Below are 15,581 nucleotides of genomic sequence, written 5' to 3'. Positions count from 1 at the left end.
TTAGAGCTCCTTTCGGTAGAAGCGACGGATAATATCCTCAATATCCGTATCCACCATCTTCAAATCGCGGATCTCAAAATCAGACAAGGTTTGCTTGATAATATCAGCTGACTGGTAGCGGGAACTATCGAATTCAATATTAAGGCTATTTCCTTGTCTATCAATGGTCATATCAGGCAGGCCTTCATGGTGAGAAAGGAGATGACTTTGACCTGGCACCAGTTCAAAGGAGAGTGTCTTCATCTTACCAAAGGTTTCCTTGAGCTGGCTAACCGTTCCATCAAAAATCTCCTGCCCCTTGTCAATCATAAAAATCCGATCACAGAGTTGCTCAATATCACTAAGGTCGTGAGTCGTCAAGAGAATGGTTGTTTCTTCCTCTTGATTGATCTGGGTGATGGCCCGACGAATGTTATCCTTAACCGAAACATCCAGACCAATGGTCGGCTCATCTAAAAAGAGAACCTTGGGATTGTGGAGCAAGGAAGCTGCAATATCCGCACGCATCCGTTGACCCAGTGAAAGAGTCCGCACGGGGTCCTTGATAAAGTCCTTCAAATCCAAGACTTCATTCAAAAAGTCCATGCGCTTATGGAAGAGCGAGTCTGGCACATCGTAAATCTCCTTCAAGACCGTGTAGGTCTCTTGCAGAGCCAAGTCCCACCATAGCTGAGTACGTTGTCCAAAAACAACCCCAATATCCTTGACATAATCTTGACGATTATCTTGCGGAATCTTGCCGTTAATCCGACAAAAACCAGATGTCGGTTTCAAAATCCCTGTCAGCATTTTGATGGTTGTCGACTTCCCAGCTCCATTGGCCCCGATAAAGCCTAGAATCTGCCCCTTGGGAACCTCAAAGGTCAAATCCTTGACCGCTTCAAAGGTCTGCTTTTCAGGATGAATAAAGGAGCGCAAAGCCCCCTTCAATCCTGGCTCCTTAACAGTCTTCACAAAATTTTTCTGAAGATGTTCCACTTCTATCATTGCCATATCTATCTCCCTGTCGCAAGGAATAGCAACATTGTATTTTTAACTACAAATATTCTAAATCCTTACTTTCTAAACCCTCTACATTTTATTATTACAGAAGGCTTTATACCAACCTATTATAGTCCAATAAAAAATAGAATGCAAGCGTTTGCCTATGGATTATGAAATTAGAGATTTCTCTCTTAAGATGATATTTTTAATCAAAGATTCTGGTTTAGTAGTTTCCTTAAAACACCATAAAACCTGCCCTTAGGGGCAGGTTGGTTGATTAAATTAATTAAAAATATATCTAATACAGTAAAGTAAAACTCACAAAAATCTAAAAACCTAAACGTTCTTGATCCCAATTGCCATACTCATCATATCCAAATCCATCAGGATCCATCGCATCAATTCCACATTGTTCTAAAAAACGAAAGCAGTCTTTGCAATAGTAAACTCCATCAATATGATCGCTACCATCCCAATTAAGCTCTCTCTTAGTGAACTCTCCACCACATTCTTCACATGTATATAATTTTGACATATAATTACCTCTCTTTGTCCTTTTTAAATTATGTTTCAATCAAATATAGAGTGTAAAACTACAAGTTATTCTCTTTACGGAATTCCTCTTTTTCTAGTTCTGTTCCTCCTCTTACAAAAGTATTTTCGCCTAAATGATATAAATGTACACAAGGAGATTTTCTTTCATCAGGATAAATATGATTAATAGCTTGTTCTTCTTGTAGCAGTTCAGAAAAGGTTGAATCATCTAGTAATCTGTCTTGCTCTGTATCTTCCAATTCATTAGTCCGTCTTTGATTAAGGCTATTCTTATTAGTTATCAAACTTAAAATAATTAATATAAATTCAGGATTGTTTACAACAAAATTTAGACACTGACTCCCACCTTTTGACATACTTTTGCCAACAGATTTTGATATTTTCATGGTAATGTTTAATGCACTATTTGCTTGATCTTTGATTCTTTGCATATTAATTTTCATTCCTTTCCCCTTTTTTATTTTAATTTTATCTGACTTTTATTGAATTAACCACAATATATGAATTAATTAATCCAATTTTATATTTTTTATTCAATATTTTTGCACATTCTAAAACACTTAAGTCACCAGATGCTATAAAGGATAATTCACTACTTCTATTATCTACAATATATCTAGCTAACTGTCTTTTAAGATATTCTAGTTTTAGAATCGATACTAACAATAAACAAACCAATATCATATTACAAATAATTATAAAATTCATTATTGAGCTCCTTAATTCTTATTTTTTAATTATATCGTATCAAACAAAATTTGTCGTTCACTTTTACTGAACTTTCTTCAGTTTATTTAAATAATTATATATACGCCCCACATATTTATTTTTCATTAAAGATAAATCACTTAAGATAGCAAACCCTATTTGTTGATTAATAGCATTATTAAGATTATTATCGACTACACCTAAAAAGTAACGTAAACACATAAAATAATCACTTAATTGAATTAATTCTTTTTGATACTTTAGTTCCTTTATTAATTCCAAAATAGTTTCATTTAAAAGATGATACTCTGACTGATCATTATCGAGTTTATTTAAATTTCTACTTAAATATATTTCCGAAATAAAACGTTTTAATTCTTTTTTTCTTAAACTTTTATTAGTAAATTCAAAACAATCTTGAATACCATCCCATTCCTTTCCAATTCTATTGTAAGAAGCACTTAAAAGAAACATACTCACAAGGTTAGCTTTAGCTGAAACCCATTCCTCCTTGTCAATTAGTTCCATATAAGTATAACTTGCTTTATCATAATAGAAATCAAGTTCCTCTTGATTATCTCCTCTAATCATACAGATTTTTAAATTTTTTTGACACTCAATTGCCTCAACTAACTTTAAATTTGATTTCTCAGACTCTAAAAGTATAACAGGAAATAAATTCATAAATAATTTTGTTAATTCATCGTCACTATCATCATTACAAAAATATTTTATAAAAGAAAACTCGGAGGTTAAATCATCATTCATTAATTGATCAATTGTAACTCCATATCTATTCGAAATTCTATGTAAATTTTCTGATGAAGGGACATTATCACCATTTTCCCAATTTGCAACAGCACTCTTACTATTTAAATCTAGTGCATAAGCTAAATTTTCTTGTGTTTCACCCATGCTTAATCTTAAACTTTTAATATTATTTGCCAATTTATTCATTTTATATCACCTACATACTATACTGGAATAAAACAAAGTTTTCAAAATAATGAATTATAGAATATTCTATACTATGTAATTAAAATCAATGATACCAGAATATTTTTATATTCTAACTAAATAAAAACTTGAATTCAATTAATAATACTCATACTATTATTTTATCATAGATTAAACAATTTCTTAGAATCAAATTAAATTCCACCACTTAAAGTAAAAAATTATTTATTTCCACCATAAAAAAACCCACCCTAATGGGCAGGTTCTTTCTGTATTGTTCAGCTAGATTATGCTTTACCTTCTGAACCAAATACGTCGATACGTTCTTCAACAGCTTCTGTAATTGCTTCGAAACCTGGTTTCAAGAATTTACGTGGGTCAAAGAGTTTCTTCTTATCGTATTCTGCTTCGTTTGCTTCGTATTCAGCAACAAATTTACGAGTTGCGTTAGCAAATGCGATTTGGCATTCAGTATTAACGTTAACTTTCGCAACACCAAGTTTGATAGCTGCTTGGATTTGGTCATCAGGAATACCTGAACCACCATGCAATACAATTGGGAAGCCTGGAACTGCTTCTGTCAATTTTTGCAAGTGATCAAGGTGAAGACCTTTCCAGTTTGCTGGGTAAGGACCGTGGATATTACCGATACCAGCTGCCAAGAAGTCAATACCAGTTGCAACCATTGCTTTCGCATCTTCAATTGGAGCCAATTCGCCATCACCAATGATTCCGTCTTCTTCACCACCGATAGTACCAACTTCAGCTTCTACTGATACGCCGTTTGCATGAGCAAATTCTACAACTTTACGAGCTTTTTCAAGGTTTTCTTCAACTGGAAGGTGTGAACCGTCAAACATAACTGAAGTATAACCAACTCGAATACATTCAAGTGCATCTTCATAATGACCATGGTCAAGGTGAATAGCAACTGGTACAGTAATTCCCATTGATTCTACAAGGTTTTCGATGAGAAGTTTACATACTTTGTAACCGCCCATGTATTTCGCAGCACCCATAGAAGTTTGGATCAAAACTGGAGCTTTTTTAGCTTCTGCTGCACGCAAGATAGCTTGAGTCCACTCAAGGTTGTTTGTGTTAAATCCACCAACTGCATAACCGTTGTCACGAGCTGCTTGGACAAATTTTTCTGCTGAAACGATTGCCATTTGTCAGGCCTCCTATATATTTTTTGGGACATCCCATTTACATTGTTCATTTTATCACTTTTTGACAAAAAAAGCTAGTTTTTCCCATACTTTAGATTGAATTTCTTATAGCTCAATATATGCAAACCCTTTCTTCTCTTAATCTTGGGCTATTTTAGGATAAGACATGAAGAAGGTCAAACGATCATCTTGCATCTCAAAATGATAAGATAATTTCTCGTGTTCTAATAAACTTTTGACCACAAAGAGTCCCATTCCTGAACCCTTGGCCTTGCGACTAGCATTGCCAGAAAAAGACTGGGCCAGTTTTTCTTGTTCTTCAGGACTACAGCTATTCTCGATAAAGAGTTCCCCTTCTCTCTCGCCGATACGAACCAGGCCACCTGGAGTAGAGTGCTTGATAGCATTGCTGATGAGATTCGATAGGATTAATTTCATGACAGATGGGTTTATATAAGCCTGCTGATGAGTTAGGCTAATGTCTACATGAAGTTCTCTCTCCTTGGCGAGCAAAGCATAATCTGTGACCAGACTTTGCGTCATCTGAAGGAGCTCAACCTCTTCTTTCTCGTCTCGCAATTCCTGCACAGAAGAAAGAGACAATATCTGGAGAACGTGGTGACTGAGGTCATCCACAATCCCCAAGGCAACTCCAAGATAGTGGTCTCTATCCTTATAACGACCGATATTTTCTTTCATATTTTCGATTAGGATTTTGAGACTAGCCAGAGGTGTTTTCAATTCATGAGAAGCCCCTCGTAGAAATTCGACCTTCATCTTCTCCAGCTGGAGAATAGCTTCATTTTTCTCATGCAAGTCCGCAATAACAGTCAAAAGATGCTGGTAAAGGCTATTGATTTGTTCCTTGAGATCACCTATCTCATCCTTAGAATCCACGCGCAAACGTACTTGATCATCCAGATCCATCATCCGACGGGTCACCCGCTTGATTTCCAAAATCGGGGCAACAATGGTCCTAGCATAGATATAGGCTACCAAGAGGGAAATCAGAAAGGATGCCAACAAGGTATAGGGGAGAAACTGAAGACTAATCTGCTCTGCTTCTTTTTGCAAATCCATAGAAGCTAGAAACTGAAGAGTCATAGTTCCACCATCCTGCGTTTTTACCTCGCGTTCTTCAATAAAGAGGGAAGTTGTCTGGCGAGCTGTATCTAGTGGAAAATTATCCTTAACCTCTAACTTATCCTCAGTCATCTCACCCTTAACGGACCCTTTGATATCACTGGTCTGGGAATACAAGTCTAACACTTGCTCGATACTCTGCCTATCCTTTCCGTCAAGGGACTGGGCAATGTATGTCGCTTTCTGGCCAATGGTTTCCTGACGATGACTTAGATAAGTTGATGGAAAGAGAAAATAAATGGCTAAATGAAGACAAATAACCAGAACACTAAAAATCGAGAAGGTATAGATAAATATTTTAGTAAATAGACCTGTTCGTTTCATTTTCGCTCCAATTTATAACCAACATTGCGCACAGTGAGGATACAATCCAAGTCTAGCTTTTTCCGTAATTCCTTGATATAGACATCAATGACACGGTCAAAGGGAACCTCATCTGTCACCTTCCAGACGGCATCAATTATCTGAGAACGAGTCAAGGCCCGGCCTTCATTTTTTACCAGATAGTCCAGAATTTCCAACTCCTTGGCATTAATGGCTACTTCTTGACCTGCTAGGCTTGCACTGTAGCTCTCAAAATCCACCTTGGTATCCTTATAGGAGAAGATTCGTCCCGTATCGTAGTAGCGCTTGAAAATCGCATCTACTCTCACTTTTAAAAGGGAGAGGGAGAAGGGTTTTTCCAGATAGCCGTCTGCTAGCGAAGCAAAAGCACTCATCTTGTATTCTTCATCCTGAAAGGCGGTCAACATCAGGACAGGGACCTGACTGGTTTTACGAATCTCAGCTAGGACTTCGAGGCCATTGAGCTTGGGCATCTGGATATCCAGCAGTACTAGAGCAACCTCATAGCTGGAAAATTTTTCCAGAGCTTCCTGACCATCTGCTGCTTCAATGGTTTCATAACCACAATCCGTCAAATAGTCACTGATCCCCTCACGGATCATCTCCTCATCTTCTACAATTAAAATTTTCATAGAAAAAAACGTTTCACATTCCTTTAAATTTCTTGTTAATCTTTCTATTTTGCCTTGATAAGACCTCTTCCTATCAAGGCAAAATAGATAAAAATGCTACCTATATTATACCCCATTTAGGGGAGAATAGGTAGCAAGTTTTTTATTCACTATCGAGCAAGAGCTCTTTTGGTTGTTTTCTAAGGAGATTGCTTGAAGCAAGCGCCATAACAAGAACGACTAGAACCAAGGCAAGGACAAAGACGATGATAAAGTCTGATGTCTGAATGGAAATGTCTAGATTCGACAAGGTCTTGCTAAAGCCATCTACTTCTGCACCACCACCAAGATTAGAGGCTTGAGCAGCCTTGCTGGCTTGCTTGGCAACACCTGAAGTGACATTGGCAAGAACAGTATTTCCGATTGCACGGGCTGTATAGTTGGCTAGGAAGTAAGCAGAAACAAGAGCAGGGATGGCAATCAGGATAGATTCGGTGATGAATTGTCCCAAGATACTTGCCTGCTTGAGACCGATAGAGAGGAGAATTCCCACTTCCTTGCGACGGGCGTTGATCCAAAGACTAAGCAAGAGTGCAAGGAGAAGGACTGAGAAGCTCAAGCTACCCCAGAAGAGGAGATTGGCCATCTTGTACATACCAGAGATGGATTGCTCTAGAGCTGGGTAGTTAGAGGAGCTCTTCACAAGTGTGTAGCTCTTCCAGTTGATACCACTTATACCATTCAACTCTTTCATGACGTCATCCAAGTTCTTGTCTGCTGTTACAAAGAAGGTTGCGTCCCCATAAATAGCTGTGTCTTCTGTGTATCCATAAAGTTTTGCAGCAGTGTGAATGTCTGTGATAGCTGTGTTTTCGTAGAGCTCTTGTGAGTAGGTTACTGCCGACTTATTGTGACCATCAAAGAGTCCCTTGATTGTCACTTCGACTGTTTCCTTGGCACCTTTTTCATTGTCTGCATCGTAGATATTGGAGTCCAATTTGACCTTATCACCTACTTTCCAGCCGTGTTTAGCTGCCAAGTCCTTGTGCATGAGGATCTTGTCTTTGTCGTCGTTGGTTAGGTGCTCACCTTCAACCAGCTTATATGAGCCAGAGACAAACTTATCTTCTTTAGAGGAGTCATTGACACCTGTAATCATCAAGCTGCTTCCAAACCGTTTGGCACGATCTGCAGTGAGATTTTTCTTGGTTTCTGGCGTTTCAATCAGGTCATATCCAGTTAAATCTCCGATAGCGTTGATACGTTTAACATAAGACTCGATGGCCTTGTTTTCGGTGATTTTTTTGATATCCTCACCCTTGATATTCCCAGCACCACGTGGCGTTCCTTGATTGACGCGACGATTGATTTGCATGGAGAAGCTATTGGTGATATTTTTAAAGGTCTCCTGAGAAGCCTTGGCAGTAGCTCCCTTGATCGACAAGCCGACCAAACTCAAGCTCGCCATGAGGAGAATGATCAGGAAGATAACAATCGATTTGAAAAACTTCCTTGTAACATAGGCAAATGCGTTGTGTAACATAGGTTCCCTTTCTAGATTTGATTTTATAATTCTATCAAAACAAGCTCATATTATTTAGTAGTATTGCGAGTTTCAGTCAGTTTCTTGTTCTTCAACTCAAGTGTAATATCGGACGCTTGCGCCACTTCTTTACTGTGGGTAACGACGATCACACATTTACCTGTTTTCTCGGCAAGTGATTTGAGCAGTTCGATAATATCTCCAGCAGTTTTAGGGTCCAGATTTCCTGTTGGCTCATCAGCTAGAATAACTGGAGCTTCTGATACCAGACTACGAGCGATAGCCACACGTTGTTGTTGACCACCTGATAACTGGAGAACATTCCGCTTGATCTGACTTTCATCCAAACCAAGCTCAAGAAGCGTATCCTTGCTTGCCTTTTTGTTGACCAAGCGGATATTTTCCAGCGGAGAAAGATAATCTATCAAGTTATAATTTTGAAAGACCAGGGAAATATGGTGCATACGATGGTAAGAGTATCCCTTGTTCCGAATGTCCTCTCCTTGGAAAAGGATAGAACCTTCAACAGGGCTATCTAGACCAGCCAGTAGGGACAAGAGAGTGGATTTCCCTGCTCCTGACTCACCAATGATACTATAAAATTTTCCGGGTTCAAAATTATACTTGATCTGATATAAAACTGCCTCAGCAGTGTTCTTATAACGGTAGGTAACATCTTGCAATTGTAATAAAGTCATGATTTCTCCTTCTTAACTAATAGATGATAAAATTTCTTTCGGCGATTTTCTAAATAGAAATACGAAACAAAGGGCTACTGCTAAGCAACCAATCAGGAGCAGAAAGACATAGGATTCTGCAAAGGATAGGAGACTGGTTGATAGACCACTTGCTTTGGCCAGCGTGTCCTGTAAGGTTGCCTGATCTCCACTTGCTAGAACAGTTTGTAGCAGATAGGATGTAATAGCCTTTCCAGCGATAAAGGATGGAAGCAAAGCTCCAAGAGATACCAACACTACCTCTAAACAGAATTGTAGGAAGATCGAAATCTTGCTTTTTCCAAGTGCCAAAAGAATTCCCACTTCGTAGACCCTTTCTCTCAACCAGAGAGACAAGACCAAGATTAATGCTCCTGCTCCTGCTATCAACATCCCATAAAGGAAGATGGTGAGGAAGGTTTGGAAGGTTGCAACTGAGTCTTTGATTTGTTCAAAGGCCTTGTTTTCCTTCTCGACTTGGTAGCCTTGACTTTCTAAAGCCAAGTTTTCGACCTGCTTCATGAGTCCATCCATTTCCTTAGGATTTTCCACATAGAAGCGCGCTGCACTGACTTGAGGTTCACTATTTCCCAGAAGGCTTTGGCTACTTTCATAGTCTGTAAAGACTTGGTTTTCACTGAAGTCAGAAGACAAGCCTGTGAATTTTTCTTGTTTTTTACCAGAAAAGATTCCGACAATCTCAAACTCAACTGTTTGTCCTTTTCCAGATTCTGACTGTCCAGCATCCAAGCGAATCTTGTCATGAAGCGAAAGACCGTTCTTCTTAGCCAACTCTTCGTGGATCAGGATTTTCTTGGAATCCCCTTTTTGAAGGTGTCGGCCTTCTTTTAGGTTGAAAGCCGAACTAGTAAAGGTAACATCCTTGGATGAATCCTCAAGAGCCGTTAAGCTAACTAAATTCTTGTCCGCAGCTGACACATCATCACGTTCGACGCTCTGCTCACCACTGACCGCTTCCTTGTCTTTTAGTTTTGCGACCGTCTCGAGTTCAGGAGAGACATTTTCCAGCCCCTTAATCTTGCTCACGGATGCTAGGTCTGATAACTTGAAGGTCTGTCCATTTTCTATCTTCTTAATAGAAAAAGAGGTATTGAGTGATTTGTAAAGATTTGTTTCTACTGTTTTGTTGGACTTCATCAGCGTCAAACAGGCTGAAATTCCTGCTAAAAGAATAAATAAAATCAGAAATAAAATAAAACTTCTCAGTCGTTTTCTGCTGACATAAGCCCAAGCTCTTTGGATTGGATTCATTTGTCACCTCCATATTTGTAAGACTATTATAAAATCCAAATATGAAATGTTTATGAAATCGAAAAAAATTTTTGATTTATCTTTTTTTTAAAAAACAAAAAGCTAGCAAACGCTAACTTTTCTTCCTATATAAACAAACAATTTACTAATCTAAAATCCACACCATTCTATAAATGATGGGTATCATCTTTCAGCTAAGTATTGCTTAATTTCTTCGACTTTTAATTTCCTGACTTGTGTTTGAGGAAATTCTTGATAAGGAAAATGGAGAAACTCGATTCAACTATTCTGATAAAATAACAGCTTTTGATACCGATCTTTCGACATTCAAAATCAGCCCCTAATCTTCTTTGGAATAACAAAAAGAGCTAGCCAAAGCTAACTCTTACCCTATGCGGAGAGAGGGACTTGAACCCTCACGACCTAAAGCGGTCACAGGATCCTTAGTCCTGCGCGTCTGCCAATTCCGCCATCCCCGCGTCGATTACTTTACTAGTATATCAACTTTCAAAATCTTTGTCAACACTTTTTTCAGATTTTTTTCATTTTTCCAAGGGAATTATTCTTGGATTTCAGCCAGATTTTCATCCAGCAACTTGGCTCCCAAAGTGTTCTTAAAATGACCAAGAGCAAACTGATGATTTTCTGACCAAATAGAGGCAACCGCAGGCTTGACAATCTCGATTTGATAACCTAAATTATAGGCATCAATAGCCGTATGAAGAACACAAATATCAGTCAGGACTCCAGTTAGGATGACTGTATCTACACGACGTTCCCGCAAACGGATATCTAGGTCCGTTCCTGAAAATGCTGAATAGTGACGCTTGTCCATCCAAAAGACACGGCTATCCCCCTCATGTTCAGCATAAAAGTCAGCTAGGGGACCATAGAGGTTACGGCCACTAGTCCCGATGATGTTGTGCGGTGGAAAGAGCTTGCTTTCTGGGTGGAATGTATCCTTCTCTTCATGAGCATCAATGGTGAAGAAAATATAGTCTCCACGCTCAAAAGCCAGTCTAGTCACCTGAGCAATCGCCTCAGAAATAGCTTGAGCAGGAGCACCTGCTGTCAATTTCCCCTGATCTGCTACAAAATCCTCTGTATAGTCAATTGAGATTAAAGCCTTTGTCATTAGTAGTCCCTCTTTTTCACTTCCTCAAAAATATCACCAATTAGAACTTTGAGATAAGTCCCCTTCATTCCGAGTGAACGGCTCTCAATAATTCCTGCTGACTCCAGTTTACGAAGCGCATTGACAATTACAGAACGCGTGATTCCAATACGGTCTGCAATAACAGATGCAGTCAACTGTCCTTCATTTCCATCCAATTCAGCTAAAATAGCTGAAACAGCACGAAGTTCTGAGTAAGAAAGGGTATTGACCGCCATAGTAACAGCAGTACGGCGGCGGATATTTTTCTCATCTTCTTCACGTTGGAAGTTCAAGAGTTGAATCCCTACCACTGTGCTCGCAATCTCAACAAGAATCAAATCCTCATCTTCAAATTTCTTATCATTGCGCCAAATGATCAACGAACCTAGGCGAATCCCTGACACATGAATCGGAGCAATGGTCGTCAAACCATCTGGAAAATCCGCACGGCTCTCTACAGGGAAAATGGTCAAATCATGTTCAACAGGAAGGTTGGCTTCCGTATCATAGATCATGTTTGCACCTTGAATATAATCATCTGGAAAAATCTTAGTTTGAAAAAACTGCTCTACACGATCTGTATTCGTTTTATAACGCATGAAGTAGCCTAAAAGGCGTCCCTTGCTATTCACAATACAAGCGTTACAATCAATAATATCTGCCAACTGGCGTGTAATCGCATTGTAAGGAAGTTCATCTTGAAGTTGCTCCTCTGAGCGTTTCAAAATAGAAGTAATTTTTCTTGTTTTTTCTAATAAGTGTGCCATTTTTTACCTCGCATTTAATCGCTACCATTATAACATAAAGAGCGTGAATTTTCAATTATTATCTGAAAATTGCTTATTTAATTGCAATTTTGAACAGCAAAAATATTTTAGAAAAAAGCGATTTTTTATTGACATCCTATTTTATTTTTGATATTATAATATTATAAGAAGATGACATGATAAATCCCTTTCCGTTTCACCTATCCTTTACTATCACCATCTTCTTTTACTATCGGTCTCCTTATATATAAAAGCGATTCACAGTGTGAATCGCTTTTTTCTATTTGTCTCCTTTGTTACGAATAACAAAGCCGGTTTTCTTTTCGCTTGAAGTGTTGCGAGGTTTTTTATTGTCTTTATTACGGTAACGTCTGTCTTTATCAAAACGATCGTTTCCACGGTTGCCTTTCTTGAAGTCATCACGGCGACCATTGCCACGGCGATCACGATCTCGACGGTCGTCTCCACGACGACCTCCTCGACCTCCCTTACCTTTGCCACCAAAGCCATTACCTGATGGTTTAAATGGCAGTGGTTTTTCACGCGCAATCTCCACTTCAGGAAGGCTGTCTGGATCTTGGACTGTCAGACTCAAGATATACATAGCCAATTCTTCTGGACTAAATTCTGCAGCTAACTTACGAGCATCTTTAGTAAATTTCTCAAAGTTCTCACGAATAGTTTCATCCGCAAAATCACGTTCGATTTTCTTGAGAGCTACGTGTTTTTTTGCTTGGAAGGCTTCTTCTGCTGTCGCTGGTTTCAAGCCTTTCATACGTTTCTTGGTCAAGTTTTCGATGATTTGGAGATAACCCATTTCATTTGGAGAAACAAAGGTAATGGACTGACCTGACTTACCAGCACGACCTGTACGACCGATACGGTGAACATAGCTTTCAGGATCTTGTGGAATATCGTAGTTATAGACATGAGTCACACCTGAAATATCCAAGCCACGCGCTGCTACGTCTGTCGCAACCAAAACATCGAGATTCCCATTTTTAAAATCACGTAGGACACGAAGACGCTTGTTTTGGTCCAAATCACCATGAATACCTTCTGCACGGAAGCCACGGATTTTAAGTCCACGAGTCAATTCATCCACACGGCGTTTGGTGCGACCAAACACGATAGCGAGTTCTGGTTGTTCCACATCCATGAGACGGGTCATGGTGTCGAATTTTTCTTGTTCTTTGACACGGATATAGTATTGGTCCACCAGTTCTGTTGTCAATTCCTTAGCAGCAATCTTCACATGCTCAGGTTCTTTCATAAACTGAACACCGATACGTTTGATAGCATCTGGCATGGTTGCTGAAAAGAGTAAGGTTTGACGACTTTCAGGAACACGAGAGATAATAGCTTCGATATCTTCAAGAAAGCCCATGTTGAGCATTTCGTCCGCTTCATCAAGGATGAGGGTTTCAATATCGTGCAATTTCAAGGCTTTACGTTTGATCAAGTCCAAGAGACGGCCTGGTGTTCCTACAACGATATGGGCACCCGATTTAAGGGCTTTGATTTGTTTTTCAATGCTTGAACCACCGTAAACTGAGCGAACTTTCACTCCCTTGCTACGGCCAAAGCGGAAGAGTTCTTCTTGGCTTTGAACAGCGAGTTCACGAGTTGGAGCGATGACCAAGGCTTGGATGGTCGCTTCTTCTATACGGATTTTTTCAAGGGTTGGCAAGCCAAAGGCTGCAGTTTTCCCTGTACCAGTCTGGGCTTGACCGATAACGTCTTTCCCCTCAAGAGCCAAGGGAATGGTCTGTTCTTGAATAGGACTTGCTTCTACAAATCCAGCTTTTTCAATCTCTGCTAGCAAATCAGCAGACAAGTTAAATTCATTAAATTTCACGTTTTTCTTCTTTCTAAAGATGGTGCGAAGCCATCCTATAGGGCTTTAGTTCATACTTTTCTTTTCATGACGTATCTTCTACAAAAACGAGATACCGTGTTGCTTCTTTTCCACGAAAGAAATGTACTGGTTTCTTTGCAACCTATCTAGTATAACACAAGACCAAAGCAAAAGATAGTAGAATCCTTTAGGAAAACTATGTAAACGATTTTCTAGCTGTAAAGTAGCCTGAAACTTGTTTATCAAAGGATTTGAAGGGACCATTTCAAACGTACTTCATTTCCCGTAGCAGATTTGTGCAAAAAGTGTTTTCTTGTGCTAGAATGAAAATCGAATAGGAGGACTATAAATGTTAACATATGATTTAATCGTTATTGGATTTGGTAAAGCTGGGAAAACACTAGCTGGTAAATTAGCGTCAGCTGGAAAGAAAGTGGCTCTTATTGAACGTAGTAAAGCTATGTATGGTGGCACTTGTATCAACATCGGATGTATCCCAACTAAGACCTTGTTAGTTGCTGCTGAGAAAGACTTGTCTTTTGAAGAAGTCATTGCTACCAAAAATACTATCACTAGTCGCCTCAACGGTAAAAACTATGCTACTGTTGCTGGTACAGGTGTGGATATCTTTGATGCGGAAGCTCACTTCCTTTCAAACAAAGTCATCGAAATCCAAGCTGGTGATGAAAAACAAGAACTGACTGCTGAAACTATCGTTATCAACACTGGTGCTGTTTCAAACGTCTTGCCAATCCCTGGACTTGCTACAAGTAAGAATGTCTTTGACTCGACTGGTATTCAAAACTTGGACAAATTGCCTGAAAAACTTGGTGTCCTTGGTGGTGGAAATATCGGTCTTGAATTTGCTGGCCTTTACAACAAACTTGGAAGCAAAGTCACAGTCCTAGATGCCTTGGATACTTTCCTACCTCGAGCAGAACCTTCCATCGCAGCTCTTGCTAAACAATACATGGAAGAAGACGGCATTGAATTGCTTCAAAACATCCGTACTACTGAAATCAAAAACGACGGTGACCAAGTGCTTGTTGTAACTGAAAACGAAACGTACCGTTTCGATGCCCTTCTCTACGCGACTGGACGTAAGCCAAACGTAGAACCACTTCAACTTGAGAATACTGATATTGAACTAACAGAGCGTGGTGCTATCAAGGTCGACAAACATTGTCAAACAAACGTTCCTGGTGTCTTTGCAGTTGGGGACGTCAACGGTGGACTTCAATTTACCTACATTTCACTTGATGACTTCCGTGTTGTCTATAGTTACCTTGCTGGAGATGGCAGCTACACACTCGAAGACCGTCTCAATGTACCAAACACCATGTTCATCACACCAGCTCTTTCTCAAGTTGGCTTGACGGAAAGCCAAGCTGCTGAATTAAAACTTCCATACGCCGTGAAAGAAATCCCTGTTGCTGCCATGCCTCGTGGTCACGTAAATGGAGACCTTCGTGGAGCCTTCAAAGCTGTTGTCAATACTGAAACAAAAGAAATTCTTGGAGCAAGCATCTTCTCGGAAGGTTCTCAAGAAATCATCAACATCATCACTGTTGCGATGGACAACAAGATCCCTTACACTTACTTCACAAAACAAATCTTCACTCACCCAACCTTGGCTGAGAACTTGAATGACTTGTTTGCGATTTAAGATTTCAAATATTCTACACAAGACAAGTATCCATTTTGGTGCTTGTCTTTTTCTATCCAGTCCATAGTTTCCTTACAAGATTATTTGTGCTTTTAGCTGTAAAAGCTTATAATATAGGTGTAAGATGTTGT

The 15,581-nt window shown here is 39.3% G+C and carries 14 protein-coding genes and 1 tRNA gene; 1 reads left to right on the top strand and 14 read right to left on the bottom strand.

Features of this window, described 5'->3' with window-relative positions; genetic code table 11:
- The 14 genes from HMPREF9188_RS03450 to HMPREF9188_RS03380 all read right to left on the bottom strand — a co-directional run bounded on the left by HMPREF9188_RS03450 (nucleotide 1) and on the right by HMPREF9188_RS03380 (nucleotide 13,784).
- On the bottom strand, nucleotides 1-993 hold the full coding sequence (locus HMPREF9188_RS03450; protein ID WP_009729921.1) for an ABC transporter ATP-binding protein: 993 nt from the start codon (nucleotides 991-993) through the stop codon (nucleotides 1-3).
- A gap of 319 nt (nucleotides 994-1,312) precedes the next feature.
- Nucleotides 1,313-1,519, bottom strand: a complete 207-nt coding sequence (locus HMPREF9188_RS03445) for a hypothetical protein (RefSeq protein WP_000041334.1) — start codon at nucleotides 1,517-1,519, stop codon at nucleotides 1,313-1,315.
- 58 nt (nucleotides 1,520-1,577) lie between these two features.
- The gene (locus HMPREF9188_RS03440) at nucleotides 1,578-1,982 is read right to left on the bottom strand and encodes a hypothetical protein (protein ID WP_009729920.1); all 405 of its coding nucleotides are present in this window, start codon (nucleotides 1,980-1,982) and stop codon (nucleotides 1,578-1,580) included.
- Between the two features lie 328 nt (nucleotides 1,983-2,310).
- Nucleotides 2,311-3,204, bottom strand: a complete 894-nt coding sequence (locus HMPREF9188_RS09960; protein WP_009729918.1) for a helix-turn-helix domain-containing protein — start codon at nucleotides 3,202-3,204, stop codon at nucleotides 2,311-2,313.
- A 287-nt stretch (nucleotides 3,205-3,491) separates the two neighbouring features.
- Nucleotides 3,492-4,373 carry a class II fructose-bisphosphate aldolase gene (locus HMPREF9188_RS03425; RefSeq protein ID WP_001019007.1) on the bottom strand — a complete coding sequence of 294 codons (882 nt, stop codon included), beginning with the start codon at nucleotides 4,371-4,373 and terminating at the stop codon, nucleotides 3,492-3,494.
- Between the two features lie 138 nt (nucleotides 4,374-4,511).
- The gene (vncS, locus tag HMPREF9188_RS03420) at nucleotides 4,512-5,840 is read right to left on the bottom strand and encodes a sensor histidine kinase VncS (RefSeq protein WP_009729917.1); all 1,329 of its coding nucleotides are present in this window, start codon (nucleotides 5,838-5,840) and stop codon (nucleotides 4,512-4,514) included.
- A complete protein-coding gene (gene vncR, locus HMPREF9188_RS03415; RefSeq protein ID WP_009729916.1) occupies nucleotides 5,837-6,493 on the bottom strand; it encodes a response regulator transcription factor VncR in 657 nt (218 codons plus the stop codon). The genes vncS and vncR overlap by 4 nt, the downstream gene beginning before the upstream one ends.
- A 142-nt stretch (nucleotides 6,494-6,635) precedes the next feature.
- Entirely contained in the window at nucleotides 6,636-8,015 is a 1,380-nt protein-coding gene (gene vex3, locus HMPREF9188_RS03410; protein ID WP_009729915.1) for an ABC transporter permease subunit Vex3, read from the bottom strand.
- A gap of 50 nt (nucleotides 8,016-8,065) precedes the next feature.
- Entirely contained in the window at nucleotides 8,066-8,713 is a 648-nt protein-coding gene (vex2, locus tag HMPREF9188_RS03405) for an ABC transporter ATP-binding subunit Vex2 (RefSeq protein ID WP_000173736.1), read from the bottom strand.
- Nucleotides 8,714-8,725: 12 nt separating this feature from the next.
- Nucleotides 8,726-10,003 (bottom strand): ABC transporter permease, encoded by a 1,278-nt coding sequence (locus tag HMPREF9188_RS03400; RefSeq protein ID WP_009729914.1) that lies wholly within the window; start codon nucleotides 10,001-10,003, stop codon nucleotides 8,726-8,728.
- Between the two features lie 393 nt (nucleotides 10,004-10,396).
- A tRNA-Leu gene (locus HMPREF9188_RS03395) sits at nucleotides 10,397-10,482 on the bottom strand.
- Between the two features lie 80 nt (nucleotides 10,483-10,562).
- On the bottom strand, nucleotides 10,563-11,138 hold the full coding sequence (locus HMPREF9188_RS03390; protein ID WP_009729913.1) for a cysteine hydrolase family protein: 576 nt from the start codon (nucleotides 11,136-11,138) through the stop codon (nucleotides 10,563-10,565).
- Nucleotides 11,138-11,926 carry a GTP-sensing pleiotropic transcriptional regulator CodY gene (gene codY / locus HMPREF9188_RS03385; protein WP_000940727.1) on the bottom strand — a complete coding sequence of 263 codons (789 nt, stop codon included), beginning with the start codon at nucleotides 11,924-11,926 and terminating at the stop codon, nucleotides 11,138-11,140. The genes HMPREF9188_RS03390 and codY overlap by 1 nt, the downstream gene beginning before the upstream one ends.
- 280 nt (nucleotides 11,927-12,206) lie before the next feature.
- Complete coding sequence (locus HMPREF9188_RS03380; RefSeq protein WP_009729912.1) at nucleotides 12,207-13,784, bottom strand: DEAD/DEAH box helicase; 1,578 nt, start codon at nucleotides 13,782-13,784, stop codon at nucleotides 12,207-12,209.
- A 349-nt stretch (nucleotides 13,785-14,133) separates the two neighbouring features.
- Here HMPREF9188_RS03380 and HMPREF9188_RS03375 point away from each other — a divergent pair, with 349 nt between their 5' ends.
- Nucleotides 14,134-15,450 (top strand): FAD-containing oxidoreductase, encoded by a 1,317-nt coding sequence (locus HMPREF9188_RS03375; protein WP_000958914.1) that lies wholly within the window; start codon nucleotides 14,134-14,136, stop codon nucleotides 15,448-15,450.
- Nucleotides 15,451-15,581: the final 131 nt, after the last annotated feature.

The sequence above is a fragment of the Streptococcus sp. F0441 genome (assembly GCF_000314775.2).
Lineage (GTDB): Bacteria > Bacillota > Bacilli > Lactobacillales > Streptococcaceae > Streptococcus.
This window is presented reverse-complemented; position numbering and strand designations above follow the sequence as displayed.